21 protein-coding genes are annotated in these 24,860 nt (G+C 62.5%); 5 read left to right on the top strand and 16 right to left on the bottom strand.

Going from position 1 to position 24,860, the window contains the following annotated elements:
• Positions 1-411: 411 nt before the first annotated feature.
• Positions 412-1,233 carry a CDP-diacylglycerol--serine O-phosphatidyltransferase gene (pssA, locus tag KUV74_RS18365; protein ID WP_045994259.1) on the bottom strand — a complete coding sequence of 274 codons (822 nt, stop codon included), beginning with the start codon at positions 1,231-1,233 and terminating at the stop codon, positions 412-414.
• A 262-nt stretch (positions 1,234-1,495) separates the two neighbouring features.
• Entirely contained in the window at positions 1,496-2,656 is a 1,161-nt protein-coding gene (gene ilvC / locus KUV74_RS18370; protein ID WP_260425399.1) for a ketol-acid reductoisomerase, read from the bottom strand.
• An 83-nt stretch (positions 2,657-2,739) separates the two neighbouring features.
• Between ilvC and ilvY the strand changes: the two genes are divergently transcribed.
• On the top strand, positions 2,740-3,627 hold the full coding sequence (gene ilvY, locus KUV74_RS18375; RefSeq protein ID WP_045994257.1) for an HTH-type transcriptional activator IlvY: 888 nt from the start codon (positions 2,740-2,742) through the stop codon (positions 3,625-3,627).
• Between the two features lie 74 nt (positions 3,628-3,701).
• On the opposite strand, the gene ilvN is transcribed toward ilvY, so the two are convergent.
• Positions 3,702-4,193 (bottom strand): acetolactate synthase small subunit, encoded by a 492-nt coding sequence (gene ilvN, locus KUV74_RS18380; protein ID WP_045994256.1) that lies wholly within the window; start codon positions 4,191-4,193, stop codon positions 3,702-3,704.
• Positions 4,193-5,917, bottom strand: a complete 1,725-nt coding sequence (locus tag KUV74_RS18385; RefSeq protein WP_045994255.1) for an acetolactate synthase 3 large subunit — start codon at positions 5,915-5,917, stop codon at positions 4,193-4,195. Before KUV74_RS18385 ends, ilvN begins: the two co-directional genes overlap by 1 nt.
• Before the next feature lie 885 nt (positions 5,918-6,802).
• On the opposite strand from KUV74_RS18385, the gene KUV74_RS18390 reads away from it, so the two are divergent.
• Positions 6,803-8,179, top strand: coding sequence for a sugar porter family MFS transporter (locus KUV74_RS18390; protein ID WP_222517053.1), 1,377 nt, complete (start codon positions 6,803-6,805; stop codon positions 8,177-8,179).
• A gap of 256 nt (positions 8,180-8,435) precedes the next feature.
• Here KUV74_RS18390 and clpB read toward each other — a convergent pair whose 3' ends face one another.
• The 3 genes from clpB to rluD form a co-directional block, all read right to left on the bottom strand.
• Positions 8,436-11,018, bottom strand: a complete 2,583-nt coding sequence (gene clpB / locus KUV74_RS18395; RefSeq protein ID WP_108133541.1) for an ATP-dependent chaperone ClpB — start codon at positions 11,016-11,018, stop codon at positions 8,436-8,438.
• A 160-nt stretch (positions 11,019-11,178) separates the two neighbouring features.
• Positions 11,179-11,934: a peptidoglycan editing factor PgeF gene (gene pgeF / locus KUV74_RS18400; protein ID WP_222517054.1), complete on the bottom strand. Its 756-nt coding sequence runs from the start codon at positions 11,932-11,934 to the stop codon at positions 11,179-11,181.
• Positions 11,931-12,890 (bottom strand): 23S rRNA pseudouridine(1911/1915/1917) synthase RluD, encoded by a 960-nt coding sequence (gene rluD / locus KUV74_RS18405; protein WP_222517055.1) that lies wholly within the window; start codon positions 12,888-12,890, stop codon positions 11,931-11,933. The genes pgeF and rluD overlap by 4 nt, the downstream gene beginning before the upstream one ends.
• Positions 12,891-13,055: 165 nt before the next feature.
• On the opposite strand from rluD, the gene KUV74_RS18410 reads away from it, so the two are divergent.
• Positions 13,056-13,874, top strand: a complete 819-nt coding sequence (locus tag KUV74_RS18410) for an outer membrane protein assembly factor BamD (protein WP_222517056.1) — start codon at positions 13,056-13,058, stop codon at positions 13,872-13,874.
• 258 nt (positions 13,875-14,132) lie between these two features.
• On the opposite strand, the gene KUV74_RS18415 is transcribed toward KUV74_RS18410, so the two are convergent.
• The 3 genes from KUV74_RS18415 to KUV74_RS18425 all read right to left on the bottom strand — a co-directional run bounded on the left by KUV74_RS18415 (position 14,133) and on the right by KUV74_RS18425 (position 19,669).
• Entirely contained in the window at positions 14,133-15,899 is a 1,767-nt protein-coding gene (locus KUV74_RS18415) for a purine-cytosine permease family protein (protein ID WP_108133538.1), read from the bottom strand.
• A gap of 97 nt (positions 15,900-15,996) precedes the next feature.
• On the bottom strand, positions 15,997-17,322 hold the full coding sequence (locus tag KUV74_RS18420; RefSeq protein ID WP_222517057.1) for an ABC transporter substrate-binding protein: 1,326 nt from the start codon (positions 17,320-17,322) through the stop codon (positions 15,997-15,999).
• Positions 17,323-18,037: 715 nt separating this feature from the next.
• Positions 18,038-19,669, bottom strand: a complete 1,632-nt coding sequence (locus KUV74_RS18425) for an NAD+ synthase (RefSeq protein WP_108449267.1) — start codon at positions 19,667-19,669, stop codon at positions 18,038-18,040.
• A 98-nt stretch (positions 19,670-19,767) separates the two neighbouring features.
• Between KUV74_RS18425 and KUV74_RS18430 the strand changes: the two genes are divergently transcribed.
• Positions 19,768-20,064, top strand: coding sequence for a PP0621 family protein (locus KUV74_RS18430; protein ID WP_222517058.1), 297 nt, complete (start codon positions 19,768-19,770; stop codon positions 20,062-20,064).
• 93 nt (positions 20,065-20,157) lie between these two features.
• Here the strand turns inward: KUV74_RS18430 and thiO are convergent, their stop codons facing one another.
• Positions 20,158-21,264, bottom strand: coding sequence for a glycine oxidase ThiO (gene thiO, locus KUV74_RS18435; RefSeq protein WP_222517059.1), 1,107 nt, complete (start codon positions 21,262-21,264; stop codon positions 20,158-20,160).
• A 90-nt stretch (positions 21,265-21,354) separates the two neighbouring features.
• Between thiO and KUV74_RS18440 the strand changes: the two genes are divergently transcribed.
• Complete coding sequence (locus tag KUV74_RS18440) at positions 21,355-21,954, top strand: GspH/FimT family pseudopilin (protein WP_222517060.1); 600 nt, start codon at positions 21,355-21,357, stop codon at positions 21,952-21,954.
• Between the two features lie 16 nt (positions 21,955-21,970).
• Here the strand turns inward: KUV74_RS18440 and KUV74_RS18445 are convergent, their stop codons facing one another.
• Genes KUV74_RS18445 through KUV74_RS18465 form a run of 5 tightly spaced genes read right to left on the bottom strand, consistent with a single transcriptional unit; the run spans position 21,971 to position 24,755 of the window.
• Positions 21,971-22,993: a PilX N-terminal domain-containing pilus assembly protein gene (locus KUV74_RS18445; RefSeq protein ID WP_222517061.1), complete on the bottom strand. Its 1,023-nt coding sequence runs from the start codon at positions 22,991-22,993 to the stop codon at positions 21,971-21,973.
• Complete coding sequence (locus KUV74_RS18450; RefSeq protein ID WP_222517062.1) at positions 22,990-23,472, bottom strand: PilW family protein; 483 nt, start codon at positions 23,470-23,472, stop codon at positions 22,990-22,992. The genes KUV74_RS18445 and KUV74_RS18450 overlap by 4 nt, the downstream gene beginning before the upstream one ends.
• On the bottom strand, positions 23,469-23,888 hold the full coding sequence (gene pilV, locus KUV74_RS18455) for a type IV pilus modification protein PilV (protein WP_315900866.1): 420 nt from the start codon (positions 23,886-23,888) through the stop codon (positions 23,469-23,471). The genes KUV74_RS18450 and pilV overlap by 4 nt, the downstream gene beginning before the upstream one ends.
• On the bottom strand, positions 23,885-24,394 hold the full coding sequence (locus tag KUV74_RS18460) for a GspH/FimT family pseudopilin (protein ID WP_222517139.1): 510 nt from the start codon (positions 24,392-24,394) through the stop codon (positions 23,885-23,887). Before KUV74_RS18460 ends, pilV begins: the two co-directional genes overlap by 4 nt.
• Positions 24,381-24,755 (bottom strand): type IV pilin protein, encoded by a 375-nt coding sequence (locus KUV74_RS18465; protein WP_162816485.1) that lies wholly within the window; start codon positions 24,753-24,755, stop codon positions 24,381-24,383. The genes KUV74_RS18460 and KUV74_RS18465 overlap by 14 nt, the downstream gene beginning before the upstream one ends.
• Positions 24,756-24,860: the final 105 nt, after the last annotated feature.

Here is a 24,860-nt window from a genome sequence, read left to right on the forward strand (position 1 = left end):
GGCGAGCATTTTACCGATTTCTCGTTGCCCGTCAAGTGGAGAATTTTTCGAAGACTTGAAAAAGCCTTTTCAAAACAATCACTTTACCACCCTTCACCGCCTGTGACGTTTGCTCGTCGCCGGCAGCGGATGCGTACTTTACGCATCACCTCCGGCCTTGGCAAGCGCTTTTCGTAAAAAAATGCCAGATCATCGAGCAGTGTCGATCCAACAGCGGCACCATCTTGTCCACACCGCTCTATGGAACCCCCTGTGAATGAATGCACAGACTGCCCCAGAAGGCGCTTTCGGCACTCATACAAGAACAGGAACGCCCGCGCTAGGCGGGCGTTCCTGTCGGTCGTCAGTATAACGAAGCGTTGGGCTTGCTGCTCACATCGGCCTCTATTGTTACCGCAAGATGATCCTGGGCTAGGTCTTGAGCTTGCGCATCAGCGCCATCGTCGGACCGGACGCCACATAGGTACCGAACAGCAGCAACAGCATGACCGACGGCTCGATCGAGATCACGACAAATCCCAGCACGATGGCCAGCAGGGCCACAAAGGGCACCGGCCCCTTGAGATCGACATCCTTGAAGCTGTAGTAGCGAATGTTGCTGACCATCAAAATGCCAGCCGCCCCCACCACCAGCAGCATCAACAGCTTGAAGCCAAGAGCGGTGGCGTCGAAGCTGTGGAACGTCCACACACTGGCCGCCACCAGCGCCGCCGCCGACGGGCTGGGCAAGCCGATGAACCACTTCTTGTCGACGCTGCCGATCTGCACGTTGAACCGCGCCAGGCGAAGCGCCGCACAGGCCACGTACAGGAACGCCACCACCCATCCGGTCTTGCCGATGTCCTGCAGGATCCAGGTAAAGGCGACAAGCCCCGGCGCCATGCCAAAGGAGATCATGTCAGCAAGGCTGTCATATTCGGCGCCAAACTCGCTTTGTGTATTGGTCAGCCTGGCTACCCGGCCGTCGAGGCCATCGAGCACCATGGCGATGAAGATGGCCACCGAAGCGGCGGTAAAATCGCCATTGAGGGCGGCGACAACGGCGAAGAATCCCGAAAACAGCGCCGAGGTGGTGAACAGGTTCGGCAACAGGTAGATCCCCCGCCGTCGCACCTTCTTGCCGTCCTCGACCGCTTCTTCCACGACTTCGGATTCCCGCATGAAGGCGCTGGCCAGATCTTCATCCTGGGGCTCTCGTGGTTCCTGCTCACGCTTGCCTGCGTCTTCGCTCATCTCTGTCATCCATTGGCTTCGAGTATGGGATCATTCTACACGACCGGCCGGCCGTTACCGCCAACCTCGCGGCAGCCGCCCTCTCCCCCAGCCTCGGGCACCTGCGGGCCAAACGCAAGGCACAGCGCAGGATTCATGCGGCAGCACCATGACCACTCAGTCGTTCACCCATGACGCAACGGGGGAGGAGCACTGAGTGTGCTCCTCCCCCGTTTCTGTCCCCATCGGCGGGCAAGCCCGACGATGGGTTACCAGGAACCCATCAGTTCTTGGATTTGTCGACCAGCTGGTTGGCGGCGATCCAGGGCATCATGCCACGGAGCTTCTCACCGACCTGCTCGATCTCGTGCTCGGCGTTCAGGCGACGACGTGCGGTCATCGAGGGGTAGTTGCTGTTGCCCTCGTTGATGAACATCTTGGCGTACTCGCCGGTCTGGATACGCTTGAGGGCGTTGCGCATGGCGGCACGCGACTCGTCGTTGATGACCTCAGGGCCGGTCACGTACTCGCCATACTCCGCATTGTTGGAGATGGAGTAGTTCATGTTGGCGATGCCGCCTTCGTACATCAGGTCAACGATCAGCTTGAGCTCGTGGAGACACTCGAAGTAGGCCATTTCAGGGGCGTAGCCCGCTTCTGTCAGGGTCTCGAAGCCGGCCTTGACCAGTTCGACAGCGCCACCACAGAGGACAGCCTGCTCACCGAACAGGTCGGTTTCGGTCTCGTCCTTGAAGGTGGTCTCGATGATGCCGCTGCGGCCACCACCGATGGCGGCGGCGTAGGACAGGCAGAGTTCCTTGGCCTGGCCGGTGGCATCCTGGTGGATGGCGATCAGGTCAGGAATACCGCCGCCACGGGCGAATTCGGAGCGCACAGTGTGGCCCGGCGCCTTGGGGGCGATCATCACCACGTCCAGATCCTTGCGCGGCTCGATCTGGTTGTAGTGGATGTTGAAGCCGTGGGCGAAGGCCAGGGTAGCGCCTTCCTTGAGGTTCGGCTCGATTTCCTGCTCGTAGATAGCCTTCTGGTTCTCGTCCGGCGCCAGCACCATGACGACGTCGGCGGACTGGCAAGCCTCGGCCACAGAGGCCACCTTGAGGCCGGCGGCCTCCGCCTTGGCGGCGGAAGAAGAACCCGGGCGAAGCGCGACGGTGACGCTGACGCCGGATTCCTTCAGGTTGTTGGCGTGGGCGTGGCCCTGGGAGCCGTAACCGACGATGGTGACCTGCTTGTTCTGGATCAGCTGAAGATCGCAGTCCTTGTCGTAATAAACGCGCATCTGGTGCTCCTGAAAACGAGTGCCTGCTCGGCGATAGAAGAGATCTTGTCTGTGTCGTGTTGCGTTCAGCGTTGATGGCCACCCGCGCCGTCTTGTGCGGCGCTGGGCAGACGAGAGGGCTCGCCCTCCGTCGATGCATCCCACCTTACGCCAGCGCCCGTATTGCGTAAAACGCTATATTTGCAATACTACGTGCCAAAATATGCAATTACAGGTCAGGACTCCCCATGGACTTCCGCCCCCTGAAGCACTTTCTGATGCTGGCCGATTCACTGCACTTCGGCCGTGCCAGCGAGGCCTGCCACGTGAGCCCATCGACCCTGAGCCGCTCCATTCGCCAACTGGAACAACAGCTCGGCGTGGTGCTGTTCAACCGTGACAATCGCCACGTGGTGCTGACCCCCCAGGGAAAGCGCTTCCAGCGCTATGCCAAGGAAGCCCTGGAAGAGTGGGAACAGGTCCGCCTGTCGTTGCAGAGCGAGGCCAAGCGCCTCAGTGGTGAAATCAGCATCTACTGCTCGGTGACCGCGAGCTACAGCTTTCTCTACAGCCTGCTGGCCGACTTCCGCCAGCGCTATCCCGCCATCGAGCTCAAGCTGCACACCGGCGACCCAGCCCGAGCCATCCAGCGAGTGCTGGCCGGCGACGAAGACATGGCCATTACCTCACGCCCGCGCCGCCTGCCCGACGGTCTCGCCTTCAAGTCGCTGACCCGTTCGGCACTGGTGTTCATCGCCCCACAAGAGCAACGACCGTGGGTGCCACAGCAGCCGATGAGCCCGAGCCAGACACAGTGGCAAGGGGTGCCAATGATCCTGTCGGAGGCTGGGCTATCGCGGGAACTGGCCGACACCTGGTTCAAGGCGCTGGGCGTGACCCCGACCATCTACGCCCAGGTAGCCGGCCACGAAGCCATCGTCAGTATGGTCGGACTCGGCTTCGGCATCGGTGTGGTGCCACGCATCGTGCTGGAGGCGAGCCCGCTGGCCGAACGCGTGAGAATACTCCCGGTCAAGCCGGAACTGCCGCACTACGACGTGGGCCTCTGTGTGCTGGAGCGGCGTCTGAAGAGCCCGTTGATCGACGCCCTGTGGCAGGAAGTCGTGGAGCGTTGAGGCCGGGCACGAAAACGCCGCCCCGAGAGGCGGCGTAACAGGTTCACCGGCTGCCCACCAGGGCCAGCGGTTTGCTAGAGGCTCAGCACCTTGTCACCACGGGCGATACCCGAGACGCCGGTGCGCGCTACTTCGAGAATGCCCACGGGGCCCATCGCCTGCAGGAAGGCGTCGAGCTTCTCGGCATCGCCAGTGATCTGCACGGTGTACAGACTCGGGGTGACGTCGACGATCTGGGCACGGAAGATGTCTACCGTGCGCTTGACCTCATCGCGGGCAGCGCCCAGCGCCTTGACCTTCACCAGCATCAACTCACGCTCGATATGGTTGCCTTCGGTGAGATCCACCAGCTTGACCACGTCGATCAGCTTGTTGAGGTGCTTGGTGATCTGCTCGATCACCCGGTCGTCCCCGACGGTGGTCACGGTCAGACGCGACAAGGTCGGGTCATCGGTGGGCGCCACGTTGAGGGTTTCGATGTTGAAGTTGCGCTGGGAGAACAGCCCCACGACCCGCGACAGCGCACCCGGTTCGTTTTCCATCAGAATCGAGATGATATGTCGCATCAGGTCCGCTCCGTCTTGGAAAGCAGCATGTCACGCATGGAGCCCAGAGGCACCTGCATCGGATAGACGTGCTCGTGCGGGTCCACCGCGACGTCGAGGAACACCAGCTCATGGGTGTCGGCGAAGGTACGCGCCAGCGCCTCTTCCAGATCCTCTTTCTTCTCGACCCTGAGCGCGGTGAAACCGTAGGCCTCGATCAGCATCTGGAAGTCCGGCAGCGACTCCATGTAGGAGTGAGCATGGCGGGACTTGTAGTTGAGGTCCTGCCACTGGCGCACCATGCCCAGCGAACCGTTATTTAGATTGATGATCTTGACCCCACCACCGAACTGCTTACAGGTGGAGAGTTCCTGCATCATCATCTGGAAGCTGCCTTCGCCGGTCACGCAGACCACCTCCTCATCGGGGAAGTTCTGCTTGACGCCCATGGCCGCGGGAAAACCGAAGCCCATGGTGCCGAGTCCACCGGAGGTGATCAGCCGATTAGGCTTGTCGAACTTGTAGTACTGGGCAGCGAACATCTGGTGCTGACCCACGTCGGTGGTGACGTACGCCTCGCCACGAGTCACCCGGCAGATGGCCTCGATCACCTCCTGCGGCTTGAGCACCTCGCCGGGCCTGGACGGCTCGTAGAGCTTGCCCTTGCGCTCGTCGCGCCACTCGTCGATGGTCTTCCACCAGTCCTTGAGCGCGTCGGGATTGGCGATCTCATGGCCCTGCACCAGGCTGATCATTTCGTTGATCACGCTGGCCGCAGGTCCAACGATGGGTACGTCTGCGCGCACCGTCTTGGACACCGAGCTGGGGTCGATATCCACGTGGATGATCTTGGCCGTGGGGCAGAACTTCGAGGTATTGTTGGTCACACGATCGTCGAAACGCGCGCCGATGGCGATCACCAGGTCGGCGTGATGCATCGCCATGTTGGACTCATAGGAGCCGTGCATGCCGAGCCAGCCCAGGCACTGATCGTCGCTCTGGGGATAAGCCCCGATGCCCATCAAGGTGGTGGTGATCGGAAAGCCGAGCTGCTTGACCAGATCGGTCAGACCCTCGCAAGCACGCCCCTGGACCACGCCACCACCGGTGTAGAACACCGGACGACGGGCCTTGAGCATCAGCTCGACGGCCTTCTTGATCTGTCCGGTATGGCCGCGACTGACCGGGTTGTACGAGCGGATCTTGACCTTCTTCGGATAGACGTACTCGTAGCGCTCGGTGGGCGCCGTCATGTCCTTGGGTATATCCACCAGCACCGGACCGGGACGCCCGGTGGCGGCGAGATAGAAGGCCTTCTTGAGCACCTCGGGAATCTCGCTCGGGTGCTTGATCGAGAAGCTGTGCTTCACGATTGGCCGGGTGACACCGACGATATCGGTCTCCTGGAAGGCATCGTCACCGATCAGATGGCTCATCACCTGACCACAGAGCACGACCATCGGGATCGAGTCCATATAGGCAGTGGCGATGCCGGTCACCGCATTGGTGGCCCCCGGCCCCGAGGTGACCAGTACCACCCCGGGCTTGCCGGACGCCCGTGCATAGCCGTCGGCGGCGTGGGTCGCGGCCTGCTCGTGGCGAACCAGGATGTGCTTGACCTTGTCCTGACGGAACAAGGCATCGTAGATGTGTAGTGCGGCGCCGCCCGGATAGCCGTAGATGTATTCCACGCCCTCATCCTGGAGGAAGCGGGCGATCATGTCCGCGCCTGAAAGCAATTCCACAGATGTATCTCCCCTGGAGGTCTCGAGTGCGATTCGCACCTGTCGTGGGTACGAAGTCGAGTGCAGCGGTATGCTGCTGCCGGCGCACCGGCACCTGATGCCAAACCCTGGCGTCCGTCGGCCCGGTTGGGGCCTGCACTCTCATCACGGCGGGTCACCGCGTCGGGGCGTTGGCCAGGCGGGGCGGTTAACCCGAACCTGGTAGTCCTTCGGCGGGTAGAGGCCCATTGGCCTACCCTTCACGCGGCGTTGGGGGTCACCCATCGTGCCGCGCCCGCAGTCAGGAACCCTCAAGATTCCAATAGCGCTCTGTGACTGTCAACCGCCGTTCCCATCGCGCTCGGTCAGAGCACTCAGAAAGACCTCTTTTCGCGGGTGCAGCAAGACCAATGTCTAACGCCGTTTTCTCGAAATCTGGCCATGACGCTGCTGTAATGACGCCAGGTGACACGATTCACTTACTTTACCAGACACCGATGGAGAGGGTGCGGCGGAAAGTCGCCACGATAGCCGGAGCATAACGGCAGGAGAGTTTCTCTCTGCCCCGCCCCGGGTCTGATCGGCACCGCTGACGATCAGCGAACGACTCGCCGACGCTTTCAAATCGGGTCGCTGACACTTGCCATCTGGATCGCTGACGCCTCAAGAGAGAATCGATTCACCCAAGGATGTCTCTAGGCGCTGTCCGAAAAGTCGACGAGCGAAGGTTAGACAAGGCAAAAATCGGTGAGAAAGCGCAGTTTACGGGGTGTAAATGAGCATGTTGATCCGATTTTTAACGCCGTATTACCGAGCGCAGGCACTTTTCAGACAAGCCCTAGACAACCACAAGGTCTTTTCGACAACCACAACAACGCCCCCCCCTTTCACAGGAGGTAGCACTACATGTCTCGCATCGTGCAATGGTCCATCACCGTGGCGCTGGCAGGATTCCTGTTCGGCTTCGACACCGCGGTCATCTCCGGGGCCGACAAGCCCATCCAGGCGCTGTGGGGTCTCAGCGACCTGCAGCATGGCCTGCTGATCATGTCCATGGCCCTTTGGGGCACCGTGATCGGTGCCATCTTCGGCAACTGGCCCACCGATGCACTGGGAAGGCGCGCCACCCTGCTGATGATCGGTGTGCTGTACCTGGTCTCCGCGGTGGGCTCGGCGGTGGTGTCCGACCCCTGGCTGTTCGCCTTCTTCCGCCTGATCGGCGGCATCGGCGTCGGCATCTCCTCGGTGGCGGCCCCCACCTATATCTCCGAGATCGCCCCGCCCCGCCATCGTGGCTTTCTGGTCGCCATGTACCAGTTCAATATCGTCTTCGGCATCCTCATGGCATTCGTCTCCAACTATGTGATCGGCAGCCTGATGAGCGACGGCGCCTGGCGCTGGATGCTGGGCATCGAGGCCATCCCTGCACTGATCTACACCCTGATGATCACCCGTGTCCCGCGCAGTCCGCGCTGGCTCATCCTCAAGAAGAACGCTATCGAGGAAGCCGGCCAGGTACTTCGCCAGATCAACCCTGACGCCGATGTCGACGCCGAGATCAACGCCATTCGCGCCGCCGAAACCGACGAAGCGTCCGCCAAGGCCCCCTTCTTCTCGCGTCGCTATCGTCTGCCGATTCTGCTGGCCTTCCTGATCGCCTTCTTCAACCAGCTCTCGGGCATCAACTTCATCATCTATTATGCCCCCCGGGTGCTCGAAGCCGCCGAACTCGGTAGCCAGGCAGCGCTTCTGTCCACCGCCGGCATTGGTCTGGTCAATCTGGTCTTCACCATGATCGGGATGTCGCTGATCGACCGCTTCGGCCGCCGTACCCTGCTGTTCATCGGCTCGGCCGGCTATCTGCTGTCGCTGGTGCTGATCTCTCGCGCCTTCTTCGCCGACGCCCTGGGCGGGCTCGAAGTCCCGCTGCTGCTGGGACTGTTCATCGCTGCCCATGCCATCAGTCAGGGTGCGGTCATCTGGGTGTTCATCTCCGAGGTCTTCCCCAACCACGTGCGTGCCCGCGGCCAATCCTTCGGTGCCTCGATCCACTGGGTCTTCGCTGCGCTGATCACCCTGGTCATGCCCTGGGTGCTGGGCACCTTCAGCGGCGGGCCGGTGTTCGCCTTCTTCGCGGTAATGATGCTGCTGCAACTGGTGTTCGTGATATTCCTGATGCCAGAGACCAAGAACGTCAGTCTCGAGGAACTGCAAAAGCACCTGGTGGGCGACAACGTACGCCTGCGACGCGTGCACCTGTCCGACGCCCGGGCGACGCGCTAGGGCTTGGCAAGAATAAGCCCGCGCTCGTTGCCCTTTCGGGCAGAGCCCAAGCCTTGAGGAACGCCACGAAAAAGCCCGCCGGGTGGGGAACCGGGCGGGCAAGGGGGTCACAGGACGCAACCTGACCTTCAGTATAGCGACCGATTAACCATTTGCTTGAGAATGGTTATTCGAATTACCCATCATGCACGAATGCCAGCCGAAGGCATCAGGCCCCTCCTTGATGAAGGGGCCTTCTTGCGTGATCGACCCGTGGTCAGCGGTCGAAACGTAACTGACCATCGTCGGCGACCACGCGGATCACGTCGCCAGCGCTGAACTTGCCGGCCAGCAGGTCCTGTGCCAGCGGGTTCTCGATCCGGCTCTGCAGGGCGCGCTTGAGCGGACGAGCGCCATAGACGGGGTCGAAGCCGACCACCGCCAACAGTGCCAACGCCTCGTCGGAGACCGTGAGCCCGAGATCGTGTTCTGCCAACCGCGTGCGCAGACGTTCAAGCTGGATGCCGGCGATCGCCTGGATCTGATCCTGGCCGAGGGCGTGGAACACCACCACTTCATCGATGCGGTTGATCAACTCAGGCCGGAAGTGGCTTCCGACCACCTCCATCACCGTCTGGCGCATGCTGTCGTAGTCGGCGTCGTCACCACCGAACTGCTGGATGATGTCGGACGCCAGGTTGGAGGTCATCACGATGACGGTGTTGCGGAAATCCACCGTGCGCCCCTGGCCGTCGGTCAGGCGACCATCCTCCAGCACCTGCAACAGGATGTTGAAGACGTCCGGGTGGGCCTTCTCCACCTCGTCGAGCAGCAGCACCGAATAGGGTTTGCGGCGCACCGCTTCGGTCAGGTAGCCGCCTTCTTCATAGCCGACATAGCCGGGAGGCGCGCCGATCAACCGCGCCACCGAGTGCTTCTCCATGAACTCGGACATGTCGATGCGCACCATGGCTTCCTCGGTGTCGAACAGGAAGTTGGCCAGCGACTTGCACAGTTCGGTCTTGCCCACCCCGGTCGGGCCGAGAAACAGGAAGGAGCCGTTGGGCCGGTTGGGGTCGGCCAAGCCCGCGCGGGAGCGCCGCACCGCGTTGGCCACGGCGGTGACCGCCTCGTCCTGACCGATGACCCGCTGGTGCAGGGCCTCCTCCATGCGCAGGAGCTTGTCGCGCTCGCCCTCGAGCATCTTGGCCACCGGAATGCCGGTCCAGCGTGACACCACCTCGGCGATTTCCTCCTCGGTGACGTTGGAGCGCAAAAGCTTGTGGTGACGAGTGTCCGCCTCGGCATCGCCGCTCTCGGCAATCTTCTTCTCGAGCTCCGGAATCACCCCGTACTGCAGTTCCGACATCCGCCCCAGGTCACCCTGGCGGCGAGCCTGCTCCAGGTCGACCCGCGCCCGGTCTAGCTCGTCCTTGAACTGGGCCGCGCCCTGGATGCTGGCCTTCTCGGCCTTCCAGATCTCGTCCAGGTCGGCGTACTCGCGCTCGAGCTCGCCGATCTGTTCCTCAAGGGTATCGAGGCGCTTGCGTGAGGCCTCGTCGGTTTCCTTCTTGAGGTGCTCGCGCTCCATCTTCAACTGGATCAGGCGACGATCCAGACGGTCCATTTCCTCCGGCTTGGAGTCGAGCTCCATGCGAATGCGCGACGACGCCTCGTCGATCAGGTCGATGGCCTTGTCCGGCAGCTGACGATCGGTGATGTAGCGCGTCGACAGCTTGGCCGCGGCGATGATCGCGCCGTCGGTAATGTCGACGCCGTGGTGCACCTCGTAGCGCTCCTTGAGGCCACGCAGGATCGCCACCGTGTCTTCCTCGCTGGGCTCGTCCACCTGCACCTTCTGGAAGCGCCGCTCCAGCGCCGCATCCTTCTCGATGTACTTGCGGTACTCGTCCAGGGTGGTGGCACCGACACAGTGCAGCTCACCCCGGGCCAGCGCCGGCTTGAGCATGTTGCCGGCGTCCATGGCGCCCTCGGCCTTGCCCGCACCGACCATGGTGTGCAATTCGTCGATGAACAGGATGACCCGCCCTTCTTCCTGGGACAGCTCGTTGAGCACCGCCTTCAGGCGCTCCTCGAATTCGCCGCGAAACTTGGCCCCGGCCAGAAGCGAGCCCATGTCCAGCGACAGCACGCGCTTGTCCTTGAGCCCCTCGGGCACCTCGCCGTTGATGATGCGGCTGGCCAGCCCCTCGACGATGGCAGTCTTGCCGACGCCGGGCTCGCCGATCAGCACCGGGTTGTTCTTGGTGCGCCGCTGCAGCACCTGGATGGTGCGACGGATCTCGTCGTCACGCCCGATCACCGGATCCAGCTTGCCGTCGGCGGCCCGCTGGGTCAGATCCAGGGTGTACTTCTCCAGCGCCTCGCGGCTGTCCTCGGCGTTGGCGTCATCCACCTTCTGGCCACCGCGCACGCTATCGATGGCGCCCTCCAGCGACTTGCGCGCAAGGCCAGCCTGGGTCAGCGCCTTGGCCACGGCATGCTTCATGGCGATTGCCGCCAGCAGTACCAGTTCACTGGCGATGTATTGATCGCCACGCTTCTGGGCCTCGGCATCGGTGAGGTTGAACAGCTTGATCAGATCCCGGGACGGCTGCACTTCGCCGTCGAACTGGGCGACCTGGGGCAGATCGTCGATCTGGCCCGCCAGGGCGTCACGCAGCCGACCGGCGTCGCCCCCCGCCTTCTGTACCAGCGCCTTGACGCCAGTGTCGCGGTTGTCGAGCAGCGCCAGCAGCAGGTGCGCAGGTTCCATCTGATTGTGCCCGCGCCCCACGGCGAGGGACTGGGCGTCGGCGATAGCCTGCTGCAGCTTGGCGGTAAACTTGTCAAAACGCATCGATATCTCCTTTCGGGATGGCGATGCGTTTGGACGCACCGCTTGACCCTGTCAATGTGACTTGACAGAGATATGGCGGTGCTTTAGGGACGTTTCAAGTCTAGTGAAGCAGTTTCACGTCTAGAGGGGAGTCTCGGGAAAAGTGCGACGTCGGTCCGCTCTATCGCAGCCAGATCACGCTGGCCATGCGTCCGGTGACGCCGTCGTCACGACGATGGGAATAGAAGCGTGATTCACAGGCGGTGCAGAAGTGTCCGCCGCTGACGTGGGAGACGCCAAGACGTTCAAGCCGCAGACGCGCCAGCTTGTAAAGGTCCGCCATATAGTGCCCCAGGCGATAGGGGCTCGGTTCAAAGGCGCTGGCCGCCTCGGGGTGCACGCCGCAGAAGGCCTCACGCACCTCGGGTCCGACCTCGAACTGTGCGTTGGAGATCGCCGGCCCCAACCAGGCCATCAGTTCCCCAGGCGCAGTGCCCAGGGAGGCCACGGTAGCCTCCAGCACGCCACCGGCCAGGCTGCGCCAGCCAGCGTGGGCCAGCGCCACGCGCTCACCGCCACGGTCACAGAAGAACACCGGCAGACAGTCCGCCGTCAGTATCACACAGGCGTAGTCATGGGTGGTCGCCACCGAGGCATCGGCCTTGGGTATGGTGTCACTGAAGCCATGCTGGACGCTGGCGCCGTGGACCTGATCGAGCCACAGCAGCGGACGCTCATCGCCCAGTTCCTTGCTCAACTGGCGCCGACAAAGCTCCACATGTTCCGGCTTGTCGCCGACGTGACTCGCCGGGTTGAAGGCGGCGTAGGGTCCCTGGCTGGGGCCGGTCTCGCGGGTGGTGACGAAGGCACCGACATTGGCCGGAGCAGGCCAGTCGGGCACGATCACGCTGGGGCGCAGGTCGAGGGCATCGATCATTGCATGGTCTCCGCATCGTCACGCAGGAAGTCCAGCAGCATCAGCAGGTCATCCGGCAGCGGCGCCTGGAAGCTGACCTCCTCACCGCGACTCGGGTGGACGAAGGCCAGTCGACGCGCGTGCAGCGCCTGGCGCGGAAACTCGCGCAGGATTTCCTTGAGCGTCTGCCCCGCTCCGGGCGGCAGCTTGAGTCGCCCACCGTAAACCGGGTCGCCAATCAACGGAAAGCGCCGGTGCGCCATGTGCACGCGAATCTGGTGAGTGCGGCCGGTCTCCAGCTTGCAGCGAACGTGGGTATGGGCACGAAAGCGCTCCACCACCCGATAGTGGGTCACCGCCGGCTTGCCCGAGGCGGTAACCGCCTGGCGCTTGCGGTCCTTGGGATGTCGGCCGATCGGCGCATCCACGGTGCCGCCAGAGGTCATCTTGCCCACCACGATGGCGTCATACTCCCGCGACACGCTACGCGCCTGCAGCTGCGCCACCAGGTCAGCGTGGGCGGCCAGAGACTTGGCCACCACCATCAGCCCGCTGGTGTCCTTGTCAAGGCGATGCACGATACCGGCACGAGGCAAGGTGGCGGCGTCGGGAAAGTGGTGCAGCAAGGCATTGAGCAGGGTCCCGTCGGGGTTGCCCGCAGCGGGGTGAACCACCAGCCCCGGCGGCTTGTTGACCACCAGTACCTGGTCGTCCTCGAACACCACCTCAAGCGGAATATCCTGCGCCTCGAAGCGAGTGTCATCCTCGATGAGGGCCTTGAGCACCAGCCTTTCACCACCGTGGACCTTGTCCTTGGGCTTGGCCGCAGCCCCATCCAGGGTCAGGGAACCGTCCTTGATCCAACCCTTCAACCGCTCCCGGGAATAGTCGGCAAACAATTCCGCTGCGGCCTGGTCCAGGCGATAGCCTGCCATGTCGAGGGGAATGCGACTGTGGACGTCGAGGGTCTGTGACATGGTTCGGAACACTTCTCTGTGGGGATCGAAGATTGATGGCAACTCGCGCACAAAACACGTGGCCCGCAGCAGGAAGACTGCGTTTCCAGGCAAGGTGCTTTATAGTGGGCGGATCGCGGCCGATTCTACCACGGCCGACCCGGGTTGTTTGACACGAGGACCAAGATGCGCGTTTTCACTACTTCCGCCGCTCGCCTGGGCGCCCTGGTGTTGATGGGCGCGGTACTCGGCGGCTGCGCCAGCAACGACGTCGAGGAAGAGCGCTACGACGGCGCCACCGAACGCCAGCTCTACCAGGAAGGTCGCCAGGCCCTGGAGGACGGCAGCTTTACCACGGCCATGAACCGCCTGGAAGCCATCGACACCCGCTTCCCCTTCGGCGACTACGCCGAACAGGCCCAGCTCGAACTCATCTATACCTACTACGAGATGGATGACTGGGAAGCCGCCCGGGCCGCCGCCAGCCGCTTCATTCGCCTGCACCCCAACCATGCGCAGGTCGACTACGCCTACTACATGCGCGGGCTGGCCGCCTGGCAGGCCGGTCGTTTCAGCCTGGAGTCGCTCAAGGTCATCGATATCTCGGAGCGGGACCTCGGCGCTACCCGAGACGCCTACACCGACTTTACCGACCTGATCACCCGCTATCCGGACAGTCCGTACGCCCCGGACGCGCAACAGCGCATCATCTACCTGCGCAACCTGCTGGCCCAGCAAGAGCTGCATGTGGCCGACTTCTACCTGCGCAAGAAGGCCTACATGGCCGCCGTGCAGCGGGGTCGCTGGGTGTTGGAGAACTACCCCCAGGCCGAGGCTACCCGCGACGCCCTGGCGGTGATGGTCGAAGGCTACCTCGGCATGGGCCTGCGTGATCGCGCCAGTGAGACGCTGCAGGTGCTGATCGAGAACGACCCGGACAACGAGCGCCTCAACGGTCGTCGCTTCGAACCCAAGTACGTCGACGGCGCCCCACTGAGCGCCTGAACGACCGCAAGGCAGGCGGTGCCGTGAGGTTGCCGGCAGGCCAAAGAAAGGAGAAGGGGCCGCCCATGGGCGGCCCCTTCTTGTTGCAGCGCTTGCTGTCATTCGCTCTGCGCTTCGCTTCGTTTCGTTTCCTTTCTCTTCGTCCAGCTCCCATCTTGACGCTCCAGGGCTGCGATCCACCGTCCTTCCGCCGTCGCTGGCCTGTGGCTGCCCTTGGCGTCCACCGCAGGCCAGGCTCCGGCTATTTGCTGCTTCTACTCAACCTGTCGATGCCTGGGACGGTGTGCCCTCGGGCTCCCGACGCTTGAACTGCTTGGAGCGCTGCAGGCCCCAGTAGGCGAAGACGAAGTAGATAACCGTGCACCAGATGGTGATGTCGTAGAACAGCTCACGATTGACGTAGTACTGATACAGGTCGGGGCTTTCAAACATCACCCGCCAGGCCAGCACCGCTGGCACACCCAGCCCAACGATCCCCCACATCACCTTGATGCCCTTGGATAGCAGTGTCTTGTCCTCCACGCCTTCGCGGTACTTTTCCGCCGCCTTGCGTCGGTGATGTTCGACCACCCGCTCGTTGAACTCCTGCTGGGCCTTTTCCTTCTCTGGATAGGCCTCACAGGCACCGGCCCTTCGCGCCAGCACCACGTAGACCAGGATCGACACAAACCAGGTCGGCAGGAACAGGTAGTAGAACGGCATCACGTCGAGGACATTGAGCCCAAAACCGAAGATCAGCGAGATACCCCAGCTGGCGATCGCCGGCCGGTTGTCGGCAAGGCCCTTGAAGTTGGCCCAGTAGCGGGTCATGCCGAGCCGCGGGAACAGCTGGTACTCGGCAAAGGCGATGCCGCCCACCGGCACCAGGATCAGGCCAGCGTAAGTCAGCAGCGGCAACATGCTGCGGTAGACGAAGGGGAAACAGCTTGCGCCCATCACCCCGAGCCCCACCAGCATGGTCACCTTCCAGCGCTTGACCTCGGGCATCAGCGCCTGGGCGGCCAGACCGGCGCGGTACAGGTTGGAATTCGCCGTGGTCCAGCCGGCCACGATCACGATCACGAAGCCGGACATTCCCAACGCGTAGAACGCCACATCGCCGGGGTCGACCACCAGGATACTGAGCTTCATGGTGGCGGCGGTGGCCGCCCCCATCAGGCCCGCCGAGATCCAGGCCACATAGTGGCCGAACATCATGCCGGTACTGGTGGCCAGGGCGTAGCGCTTCTTGCGGGCATAGCGCAAAAGCGCCATGTCGATCAGTCCGAAGTGGGCGAAGGTATTGGCGGCCCAGGCGAAGCCGATGACCTCCCACAGCCCGATCCCCGGTTCGCCATCGGCGTTGATGCCGGTGAATACGCTGGCACTGGCGATGGCGACGAAATCCGAAAAACTCGTCAGGGTGGTAAAACCGGTCACCGACTCCGACAGCGCCGGTATCAAGACCATGCCGCCGGCGGTGAACATCACCATCAGCCAGGGTGCACAGATGCTGGCGAACTCGCTCAGGGCGTTGAAGCCGAAGGCCGCGACCAGCACCACGATGGCCCCTACGGCAAAGGCGATGATGACGAAGGCCATGTCGGTGGGATAGGGCGCCACCTGAGGTGGCACATCGAAAAGCACCCGCACCGCGGTGGCAGAGACCGTGATCATGGCCGCCGAGATGGCAGCAAAGATCACCACATTGGCGCCGTTGTAGAGCTTCGCCATGACGTTGCCGGCGATGCGTTCCAGGTAGGCGAAAAGACTGAGCCGGGTGCCGACGGCGATCGGTGCGGTGATCAGGGTGAAACTCAGTATCGCCAGGGTGTTGCCGATGACCAGACCGATCAGAATGTCCCAGATGCCGGCACCGAGGCCGACGAAGGTGGCACCGATCACGAACTCGGTCGCGGCCACGTGCTCAGCGGCATACAGTCCGAGAAAGTGCTTGGCACCGTGCTGCTTGTGGGGCGGAACCGGCAGCTGTTCATCGTCGACGCTGTCTAGAGATTGCTGCGGGTCAAATCCGGATGTCGCCATGGGCTCCTCCTTGTGTGTCACTCATCTCGCTTGCGGGTGAACGTCGCACCTGCGGGCTCACCCGTTCCGCCGGCTTCCTTCGAGGAGCCGATCGCCACTACTGCTGAGCAAAGCGTGCCTGCTCGGTCACCTTCTCGGTGACCCACTGAGCATCTTCGATGGCTTCCTCGGCGGAGATGTCTCCGGCCAACGCCTTGGCGAAGCGGTTACCCACCGCCGTACCGATACCCTGAAAAGCGGGGATCGCCACGTACTGAACGCCTCGATAGGGCACCGCTTGTACCGTCGGGTCATCCGGATTGGCGCTTCTCAACGATTCCAGCACCAGCTCACTGTAGGGCGCGGCCTCGCGGTAACTTGGATTGTCGTAAAGCGAAGCACGGGTCCCCGGCGGCACCTGGGACCAGCCCTCTCGCTCGGCCACCAGTTCCTGATAGCCCCGGGAGGTGGCCCAGGCGACAAAGCGCTTGGCCGCCTCGCTCTGCTCGGAACTGGTGGGAATTGCGAGCGCCCAGGCCCACAGCCAATTGCTGCGCTTGTCCAGTCCGTTATCAGGCGCCAGAGCGAACCCCACGCGATCGGCGACCTCGGAGGCCTCGGGATCGGTCACCGCGGATGCGGCCACGGTGGCATCTACCCAGATGCCGCACTTGCCCTGTTGAAACAGCGCAAGATTCTCGTTGTAGCCGTTGTCTTCCGGATTCGGCGGGCCGTACTCTCCCAACAAGGTCAGATAGAGATCCAGCGCATCGCGCCAGCCACCTCCCTCGAGCTGTGGCTGCCACTCTTCATCGAACCAGCGACCGCCGAAGGCGTTGGCCATGGCGGTCAACAGGGCCATGTTCTCGCCCCACCCCGGCTTGCCCCGCAGGCAGATGCCGTAGTGTTCATCGGAGTCCGAGAGCTTTTCTGCCGCCTGTGCCAGAAAGTCCCAGCTCGGCGCCCTGGGCATGCTCAGGCCCGCATCCTCGAACAGGTCCGTGCGGTACATGGTGAAGGCGGACTCCGCATAGAAGGGAGCCGCGTAGAGAACCTCCTGATAAGACAGCGCCTGGCGCACGGTGGGCAGCAGATCCTCGGGCTGGTAGTCGCCAGGCATGTCGGCGATGGGTACAAGCCAGCCACGTTCCGCCCAGATGGGGGCTTCGTAGGTGCCGATGGTAACGATGTCGAAGCGCCCCCCGGAGGTGGCGATATCGGTGGTGACCTGCTGGCGCAGCGTACTCTCGTCCAACGTCACCCAGTTGAGCTGAATATCGGAATTCCCCGCGACAAAGTCCTCGCTCAGCTCTCGCATTCGCAGCATGTCCCGGTTATCCACCGTGGCAATGGTCAACTCGGCAGCCACGCCATGCTGGGAAAACACCGCCCCACCCCCCATTACCAGCGCACAAGCGGTTTTAACTCGAAAGGACGTCATCATTCGCGCTCCCTCTGCCGGCGTTATAGGTTCCTGTTCTAAAAAATCTTAGCACCATGGCGTCGTCCCAACATTGAAATGTCGCGCTTTATTTACCGGGACATTGGTCTAAATACACCCAGAAACCACCATTACAAATTAATTTAATTAGTTATATATAATTTCAAAAAAACCATGAAAAACAATAACAAGAAAGAAATCTTCGCCAAGCCCCCTGACAACAACCATACTAGTTCAGCAAGAACTGCGATATCGCCTACACCTCGCACCGCACTCTTCTCCATTACCTTTACGATGCCTATTGGCGCTTCAGTCATGAAGGCTTAAATCATCTCTTCCGACGAATATGCAAAGTGACGTCGATCACCGTGTAAAAACGGCGTACGCATCAAAGAAAATACCATCTAATGGTCGCGGGGCTTTAGGCGCTGTCCGAAAAGTCGACGAGCGAAGGTTAGACAAGGCAAAAATCGGTGAGAAAGCGCAGTTTACGGGGTGTAAATGAGCATTTTGATCCGATTTTTAACGCCGTATTACCGAGCGCAGGCACTTTTCAGACAAGCCCTAGCGAGCGCAAGAGAAATCCCGGGCCGGGAAATCCTGACCAACAACGGGAAGTGACGTCACAAACAGCGAAGGGTGGGTATAACATCGCCACCCGCCGAGCCGATCTGGCCCGACGGGTGGGGTACCGACAAGAGGAAAGAAGCAGGTCTCGTCAGAGGCCCGGTTGCCATCCATTGACGATAGGATAACGACGGTCACGGCCGAAGCCGCGCTGGGTCACGCGCACGCCTACCGGTGCCTGGCGGCGCTTGTACTCGCAGCGGTCCACCAGCTTGACCACCTTGTAGACGTCCTCGGCGCTGAAGCCAGCCTCGATGATCGCCTCGGCGCTCATGTCGCCTTCGATGTAGCGCACCAGAATGGCGTCCAGGGTGTCATAGTCCGGCAGCGAGTCGCTGTCCTGCTGGTCCGGCGCCAGTTCCGCCGAGGGCGGACGCTCGATGACACGCTCCGGGATCACCAGGTTCTCGGTGTTGCGCCAGCGCGCCAGGCGATACACCCAGGTCTTGTAGACGTCCTTGATGGCGTTGTAACCACCGACCATGTCACCGTAGAGGGTGGCGTAGCCCACCGCCATCTCGCTCTTGTTGCCGGTGGTCAGGACCATCAGGCCCTTCTTGTTGGACAGCGCCATCAGCAGCACACCGCGACAGCGCGACTGGAGATTCTCCTCGGTAGTATCGCGCTCGGTACCCTCGAAGCTCTCGGCCAGGGTGTCCATGAAGGCTTCAACCATGGGCGCGATCGGCATCACTTCATAGCTGACCCCAAGCAGACGGGCCTGCTCGGCGGCGTCTTCCTTGGAAATGTCGGCGGTGTAGTGATACGGCATCATCACCGCATGGACCCGCTGGGGGCCGAGTGCATCCACCGCGATGGCCAGCGACAGGGCCGAATCGATGCCGCCAGACAGCCCCAGCACCACGCCCTTGAACCCACTCTTGTTGACGTAGTCACGCAGACCGGTGACCAGAGCGCTGTAGAGGTCTTCCTCCGGCGCCACGTCCAGATCCACCTCGCCCTGGCGCGGGGTCCACTTGCCCTGCTCCTCGACGAAGTGCACCGGGCTCAGCCAGATATCCCAGTGCGGCGCCTGCACCGCCAGCTTGCCTTCGGCGTCGACACAGCAGGAGCCACCGTCGAACACCAGCTCATCCTGACCGCCAATCTGATTGACATAGACCAGCGGCAGGCCGACGTCACTGGCACGCTGCTCGAGAAGCTCGAGCCGCTCGGCCGGCTTGTTCTGGTGGTAGGGCGAGGCATTGAGGGTGACCAGGATATCGGCACCGGCGTCGCGAGCCTGGCGGACCGGCGCTTCCTGCCAGATATCCTCGCAGATCAGAATCCCGAGCCTGGCGCCCTTGTGTTCCACGACCAGCGGCGTGTCTCCGGGCTGGAAGTAGCGCTGCTCATCGAATACCTGATAATTGGGCAGGGCCTGCTTGGCGTACTCATCCAGCCACTGGCCGTTGTAGAGCACGCCGGCCATGTTGTGCAGCGCGCCCTCGCGACGGCCGGGATAGCCCACGATGACCATGACGTCACGGACCATCTTTTCCGCCATGCGGGTACGCGCCTCGCGCAGGCGGGTCTCCATCGACGGCCTCAGCAACAGGTCCTCGGGCGGATACCCGGTCAAGAACAGTTCCGGCAGAACAACCACGTCGGCACCGTGCTCGAGGAAAGCCTCGCGTACGGTCTCGATGGCCCGGTCGGCGTTGCCGGGGATGTCGCCGACCAAGGGGTCGAGCTGCGCCATCACCAGAGTCAGGTCTTGCATGAGCGGAGAAATCTCTCGAGAATCGGGGGGATCAGCCCCCATTGTCCCGCAAGGGCCGCCAACAGGCAAAGGCCGCCTCCAATCCGTGTGGAGTAAGGATGAACCTCTTGATAATCCGCCTTCTGATCTTCGCCGTGGTGTTCTTTGCCGGGCTCAAGCTTTATCGCATGTACCGCGAATGGAAGTTTGAGCAGCAGGATCAAGGCCCCACCTCCCATGAGGGTGGCAAAATGGTCCGCTGCACCTGGTGCAAGGTACACCTGCCCGAGCAGGACGCCCTGCGCGAAAAGGGCGAGTGGTTCTGCTGCGGTGACCATCGTGACAAGTTCATCACCGAAAGCCGCCAAGGCGACGATGCTGACGGCGATAACGACGATGACACCCAGGGGCGTTGAACGCCCCGACAGTCACGCCGACGCCCAGTTGACCGACGCCCCGCTGCCCATTGCTACCTCACCCTGCCCCTGCTTCGATCGCCTCACTCCCGGTCAGCTTGGGCGCTCTTCCACACGTCCTTGCAACCGATAGGGCGCGGGATCAATGATCGGCTCTCTTCCCAGCAGTTGATCCACCAGCAGGCGCGTCGAGGCCGGCGCCAGCACCAGCCCATTGCGGTAGTGCCCGGCGTTGACGTGCAGGTTGTCCCAGCCGGGGGCCTGGCCGATATAAGGCACGCCGTCCGGTGATCCAGGCCTCAGCCCGGCCCAGTGGTGCTCGATCTCGCAGTCGGCCAATGCCGGAATGATGGCGGTAGCGCTATGCCATAGTGAGCTACGGGCGTCGTCGTCGGTGCCCTTGTCGAACCCGGCGTCTTCCAGGGTGGAGCCGGCCAGGACCCGCCCGTCGCCGCGAGGAATCACGTAGCGTCCATCCATCAGCACCACCCGCTCGACCAGTCCGGGTGGTGCCTTGAACAGAATCATCTGACCCTTGACCGGGCGTACCGGCAGATCGAGCCCGGCCATGTCGGCAAGCCCCGCCGACCAGGCGCCGGCACAGATAACCACTTGATCGGCACTGAGGTTGCCCTGGTCGGTGTTCACCACCGCCACCCGCTCCCCTTGCCGCTCGAACCCGGTGACCGTGCATTGCTCGCGCAACGTCACCGACGTCATGTCTTCCAGTCGGGACCTCAGCGCGCGCATCAGACGGGGGTTACGAATGCTGCCCAGGGTCGGCATCCACAGCGCCTCGTCGATATCGCGGCGGGCGTTGGGTTCCTTTCGGCGGATCACTTCAGCGCCTACCCGCGACAGCGGCTTGCCAACCTCCCGCGCCCACTCGAGTGCGCGCGTTTCGTCATCCACCCTCAGGTAGAGAAGCCCTTTCTGACGATACTCCGGGTCGACCCCGGTCTCCTCCAGCAGGCGCAGGGCCAGTTCGGGGTAGGCCCCCTCCGACCAGCTCGCCAGGCGCGATACCGGCGAGCTGTAGCGCCAGGGATAAAGCGGCGAGACGATCCCGCCCCCGGCCCAGGAGGCCTCGCTACCGCAGCCGCCTCGCTCTACCACCGTCACACTGTGACCGGCATCGGCCAGTTGCAGTGTCGTCATCAGCCCTATGACGCCGCCGCCAATCACCAGGAAATCACTCAAAGCGCTTCTCCAACGTCTGCTCTCCCTTCTCCGAGCTAGGCTCAAGGAACCCTGAATTCAAACAACAACAACCACAAGGAAGTGTTCGCCATGGACGACGCCCGACGCCCCCGTTATGTCTGTATGTCCCGAGCTTACTGGCACACACCTCACCACCCCGAACCTTACCGCCCCAAGTCTTGCCATCCCGAACCTCATCGAATCGCTTTCCGCCAGTCCGGAACTACCTTGCTGGAGCTGTTGCTGGTGGTGGCTATTGTAGGCCTTCTGACCAGCGTGGCCCTGCCGGGCTACCGGGCAATGGCCGCCCGACAGGATATCGCCAGCGAGCTTTCGCGACTAGAAGGCGCCCTGATGCTGGCCCGGGGCACGGCCATCACCCGGGCAAGACCCGTCACCCTTTGCCCGAGCGACGACGGCATTCACTGCGGCGAGGACTGGAGAGGGAAGCTGTTGATCAAGGCGGGAGCGCCGAGTTGGGAGGGCGCGACACTTCATGTCTTTGCGCCCAGCCGGCTCTCAAGCATCGGCTTTCGCGAGGATGCAAAGCCGGTGCGTTTTCTGGCCAATGGACGTGCCAGTGGACATAACGGGACTTTCGATATCTGCGCAGGGGGGAATCGGGGTGCCAGGCTGGTATTGAGCAACTTTGGCCGCTTGCGTAGCGAGTTAGAGGGTGGCTGTCACTAGACACCTAACGAGACATCTATGCTGATCGATCCAGCCAGAGGATGCTGTCGTGTTCATTATCCGAAGGATCATCGGTTCCGTTGACCATGACATTGTAATTCAAGCCGATGGTACCGGATGAAACCAGGGCTCCATCGACGATAAAGGGCGAGCTCTCGTTGTCCCCGTTGATCACTATCCCCCCTGCCCAGATGTCTCCTGCCAGAGCTACTTCGCTTGAAGCATTAAGCACAATCTGGCCTGACGCCACCAGGTTGCACTCGTACTCGCCCTCCGAGACAAGAATATTGGCTGCTCCATCGACAACAATCAGTTCTGCCTCTGGCACGTCAGCAAGCTCTAACTGACCTGAAAAGCCATAGCTTTGGTCGCAGAACAGGATGGTCCCATGCTGCGCGCAACCGGTTTCATCGAACTCATCTTGCTCAAACTCGGCTGCTACCTCTGTCACCTTGTCTTGTGGATCCAGCGATGGCGCTGGCTGTCCTGGAGCCGGAGCAGAATTCCAACACATTTCTACTGGATTGGGGCCATAGTTGACAAACGAACCAGCAGACACAGTGTCACAACCTTCCGGCAAGGCGGGCAGTCCACCGATTCCCGCGCCTTGATCATCGGCCGCCGCAACGATGACACCGTGCAAGGCCAGGTTGTGCTGTCCTCCGTCGACAAAACCAACCACCAGTCGAGCGGGAACACTGGCATAAGAGCAAGGCACCCAGCGATAGCCAATATTGGGCTGGTCCGGAATCACTCCGCCTTGGCGCCAATCACCGCTCCAGCTACCTTCCACCACTTTTTGCTCGAGGGTCTCGCAGGCTTCTCGCTCCCCGCTGGCAACCTGATCTGGCGCCATGAGAAGCTCGGCGGCCCCCCAATCCGCCGCCATCTGGGCCTGGGCCATGGCGCGCATATTGCCGGCCAGGCGTTCATCCACCAGCGCCGACTTGACCCCGGCCATGGCCACCACCGAGGCGATCGCTACCAGCGACAGCACCACCAATAGCGCCGCGCCTCGCTGGCGGGCTTGAGGCTTCACCCGTCGGCCTCCGCCGCGGACACGGCCTGGAGACGATCCACCGCGTGCAGCCGAATCGGTGTCCTGGCGTGGGACAGGTTCAGGGTGATGCGATAGAGTCCCCCACCCAGATCTTCCAGCACCTGATCGTCCTCGCAGGAACCATCGTAGGCCAGGCCATCGACCAGAGGCTCGCCGCTGTCGACCTCGTGCAGCGTACAGGACTCGCCATCTGGCGCCGGGCGCAGCACGTAATCGCCGGGGGAGGCGTCGCCCCGGCGCACCGCCGCGGTGATGGTATCGAGGGCGTAGCTCAGGACCGCCTGGCGATCGGCCAGGCGCAGCACCTCGCGCGCATTGGCGTTGACCTCCTGAAACAGCGAGCCCGCAGCCAGGATCACCAGGCTGCCGACGACCATGGCCACCATCAGTTCGACCAGCGACACGCCGCGCTGGCGATGCAACGACTTGCCTGGGGAAAGGACGCGGTCCGGACTCATGGTGCTTTCCGAGCGGGCAGCTTGACCCAGTACTGAAACAGGCTAGGTTCGGTGAAGCGCTCGTCCTTCCAGCCAATACGCAGCTCGAAGGCGCAGTCGTCCCGCGCGATCACCGCCTCGTCCAGGGCAATGAGACCGGGAAGGAAATCGGCCCAGTGCTCGCGCCAGTGCTCTCGGGAAAGGCTCTCGGGCACACCTTCAGGACAGTACCCGCCATTGGCCACCAGGCTTGCCCACAGCAGTTCCCGTGCATCCTGGGCGGCCAGGTCCGCCAGAGATCTCTGGATACTGGAATGGGCGCTTTGCAAGCTGCGCAACTGCATCCCCGCCACCCCCAAAAGTCCCACCGACAGCAGCACCAGCGCCACCAGTGCCTCGAGAAGGGAAAACCCGGCCTGGGATCGCAGGCTTCTCACGCGGCATCTTCCTCATCGCCGGAACGTACCACGCCGCTTGGCTCCACCGACACCCAGCGACCCTCGCCTCCTGTCCCGCGAAGCTGCCAACGGCAGGGGCTACCGTAGCTGCACTCATCCAGGCGCCCCATCAGATCGAAGCTGACCCCACCGGGCGATACCCGGGTACCGTCAGTGTGCGCTGCTTCATCGACCATCAGTACATCACCATGCGCGGTTGGAGTGGACTGGCAGCCGCCGGCGTCCGCGTCTCCCGCCAGCACCTCGAGCCGCCAGCGTCCCCCGCAGTCGACCACCAGTACCCTGACCTCCTGGCGTCGGGTCAAGGCGGTGGTGCGTGCCAGGGTCAGTGCGCCGACCAGGCGATTGGTATCCGCCACCAGACGCTCGCCCGCCAGCCAATGGTGCAGACTTGGCACCGCCACCGCAGCCATCAGACCGATCACCGCGACGCAGACGACCAGCTCCAGCAGGGTGACCCCGCGCTGACGGCTACCAGCAGTCATCTGGTGCCCGCTCGCCGGTCTGGTCCATGGTCAGGCTATCGCAGCCTTCCTTCACCGACTGGGCGTCGAGGGCCCTGGCCTCGAGAAAATAGCGTCCTGGGTGGCGTTCCACCGACAGTTGGTAGAAACCGGACTCCGACGGTCGCTCAAGCCCGTCACAGGCGGCGATATCATAGGCCTGGTCACGGCTGTAGCAGCGTTCCAGCGACGAGGCGGTTGTCATCAACAAGGCGCGGCCATCGGCGACACGGGTCTCGCGTAGATGCTCGGTGTACATGGGGTAGGCCACCGACGCCAGCAGACCGATGATGGCGATGCACAGCAACAGTTCGATCAGGGTGAAACCGCCCTGACGCTCCATCGGGCCTGGTGACGAAGCCCGTGTCGAAGCGGCACTGACTTTCTGGTCCAGCTCACTGAATCCATGCTCATCCCAGCGCGTCTCTGCGTAAATTGAGCCTCGCGT

The organism is Halomonas sp. DP1Y21-3 (assembly GCF_019801245.1).
GTDB lineage: Bacteria > Pseudomonadota > Gammaproteobacteria > Pseudomonadales > Halomonadaceae > Halomonas > Halomonas litopenaei.

Excerpts from the sequence above, each read along its gene's own strand:
- pssA (WP_045994259.1), bottom strand. The coding sequence starts at position 1,233 with ATGAGCGAAGACGCAGGCAAGCGTGAGCAGGAACCACGAGAGCCCCAG.
- ilvY (WP_045994257.1), top strand. The coding sequence starts at position 2,740 with ATGGACTTCCGCCCCCTGAAGCACTTTCTGATGCTGGCCGATTCACTG.
- ilvN (WP_045994256.1), bottom strand. The coding sequence starts at position 4,193 with ATGCGACATATCATCTCGATTCTGATGGAAAACGAACCGGGTGCGCTG.
- KUV74_RS18390 (WP_222517053.1), top strand. The coding sequence starts at position 6,803 with ATGTCTCGCATCGTGCAATGGTCCATCACCGTGGCGCTGGCAGGATTC.
- clpB (WP_108133541.1), bottom strand. The coding sequence starts at position 11,018 with ATGCGTTTTGACAAGTTTACCGCCAAGCTGCAGCAGGCTATCGCCGAC.
- pgeF (WP_222517054.1), bottom strand. The coding sequence starts at position 11,934 with ATGATCGATGCCCTCGACCTGCGCCCCAGCGTGATCGTGCCCGACTGG.
- rluD (WP_222517055.1), bottom strand. The coding sequence starts at position 12,890 with ATGTCACAGACCCTCGACGTCCACAGTCGCATTCCCCTCGACATGGCA.
- KUV74_RS18410 (WP_222517056.1), top strand. The coding sequence starts at position 13,056 with ATGCGCGTTTTCACTACTTCCGCCGCTCGCCTGGGCGCCCTGGTGTTG.
- KUV74_RS18415 (WP_108133538.1), bottom strand. The coding sequence starts at position 15,899 with ATGGCGACATCCGGATTTGACCCGCAGCAATCTCTAGACAGCGTCGAC.
- KUV74_RS18420 (WP_222517057.1), bottom strand. The coding sequence starts at position 17,322 with ATGATGACGTCCTTTCGAGTTAAAACCGCTTGTGCGCTGGTAATGGGG.
- KUV74_RS18425 (WP_108449267.1), bottom strand. The coding sequence starts at position 19,669 with ATGCAAGACCTGACTCTGGTGATGGCGCAGCTCGACCCCTTGGTCGGC.
- KUV74_RS18430 (WP_222517058.1), top strand. The coding sequence starts at position 19,768 with ATGAACCTCTTGATAATCCGCCTTCTGATCTTCGCCGTGGTGTTCTTT.
- KUV74_RS18440 (WP_222517060.1), top strand. The coding sequence starts at position 21,355 with ATGGACGACGCCCGACGCCCCCGTTATGTCTGTATGTCCCGAGCTTAC.
- KUV74_RS18450 (WP_222517062.1), bottom strand. The coding sequence starts at position 23,472 with ATGAGTCCGGACCGCGTCCTTTCCCCAGGCAAGTCGTTGCATCGCCAG.
- KUV74_RS18460 (WP_222517139.1), bottom strand. The coding sequence starts at position 24,394 with ATGACTGCTGGTAGCCGTCAGCGCGGGGTCACCCTGCTGGAGCTGGTC.
- KUV74_RS18465 (WP_162816485.1), bottom strand. The coding sequence starts at position 24,755 with ATGGAGCGTCAGGGCGGTTTCACCCTGATCGAACTGTTGCTGTGCATC.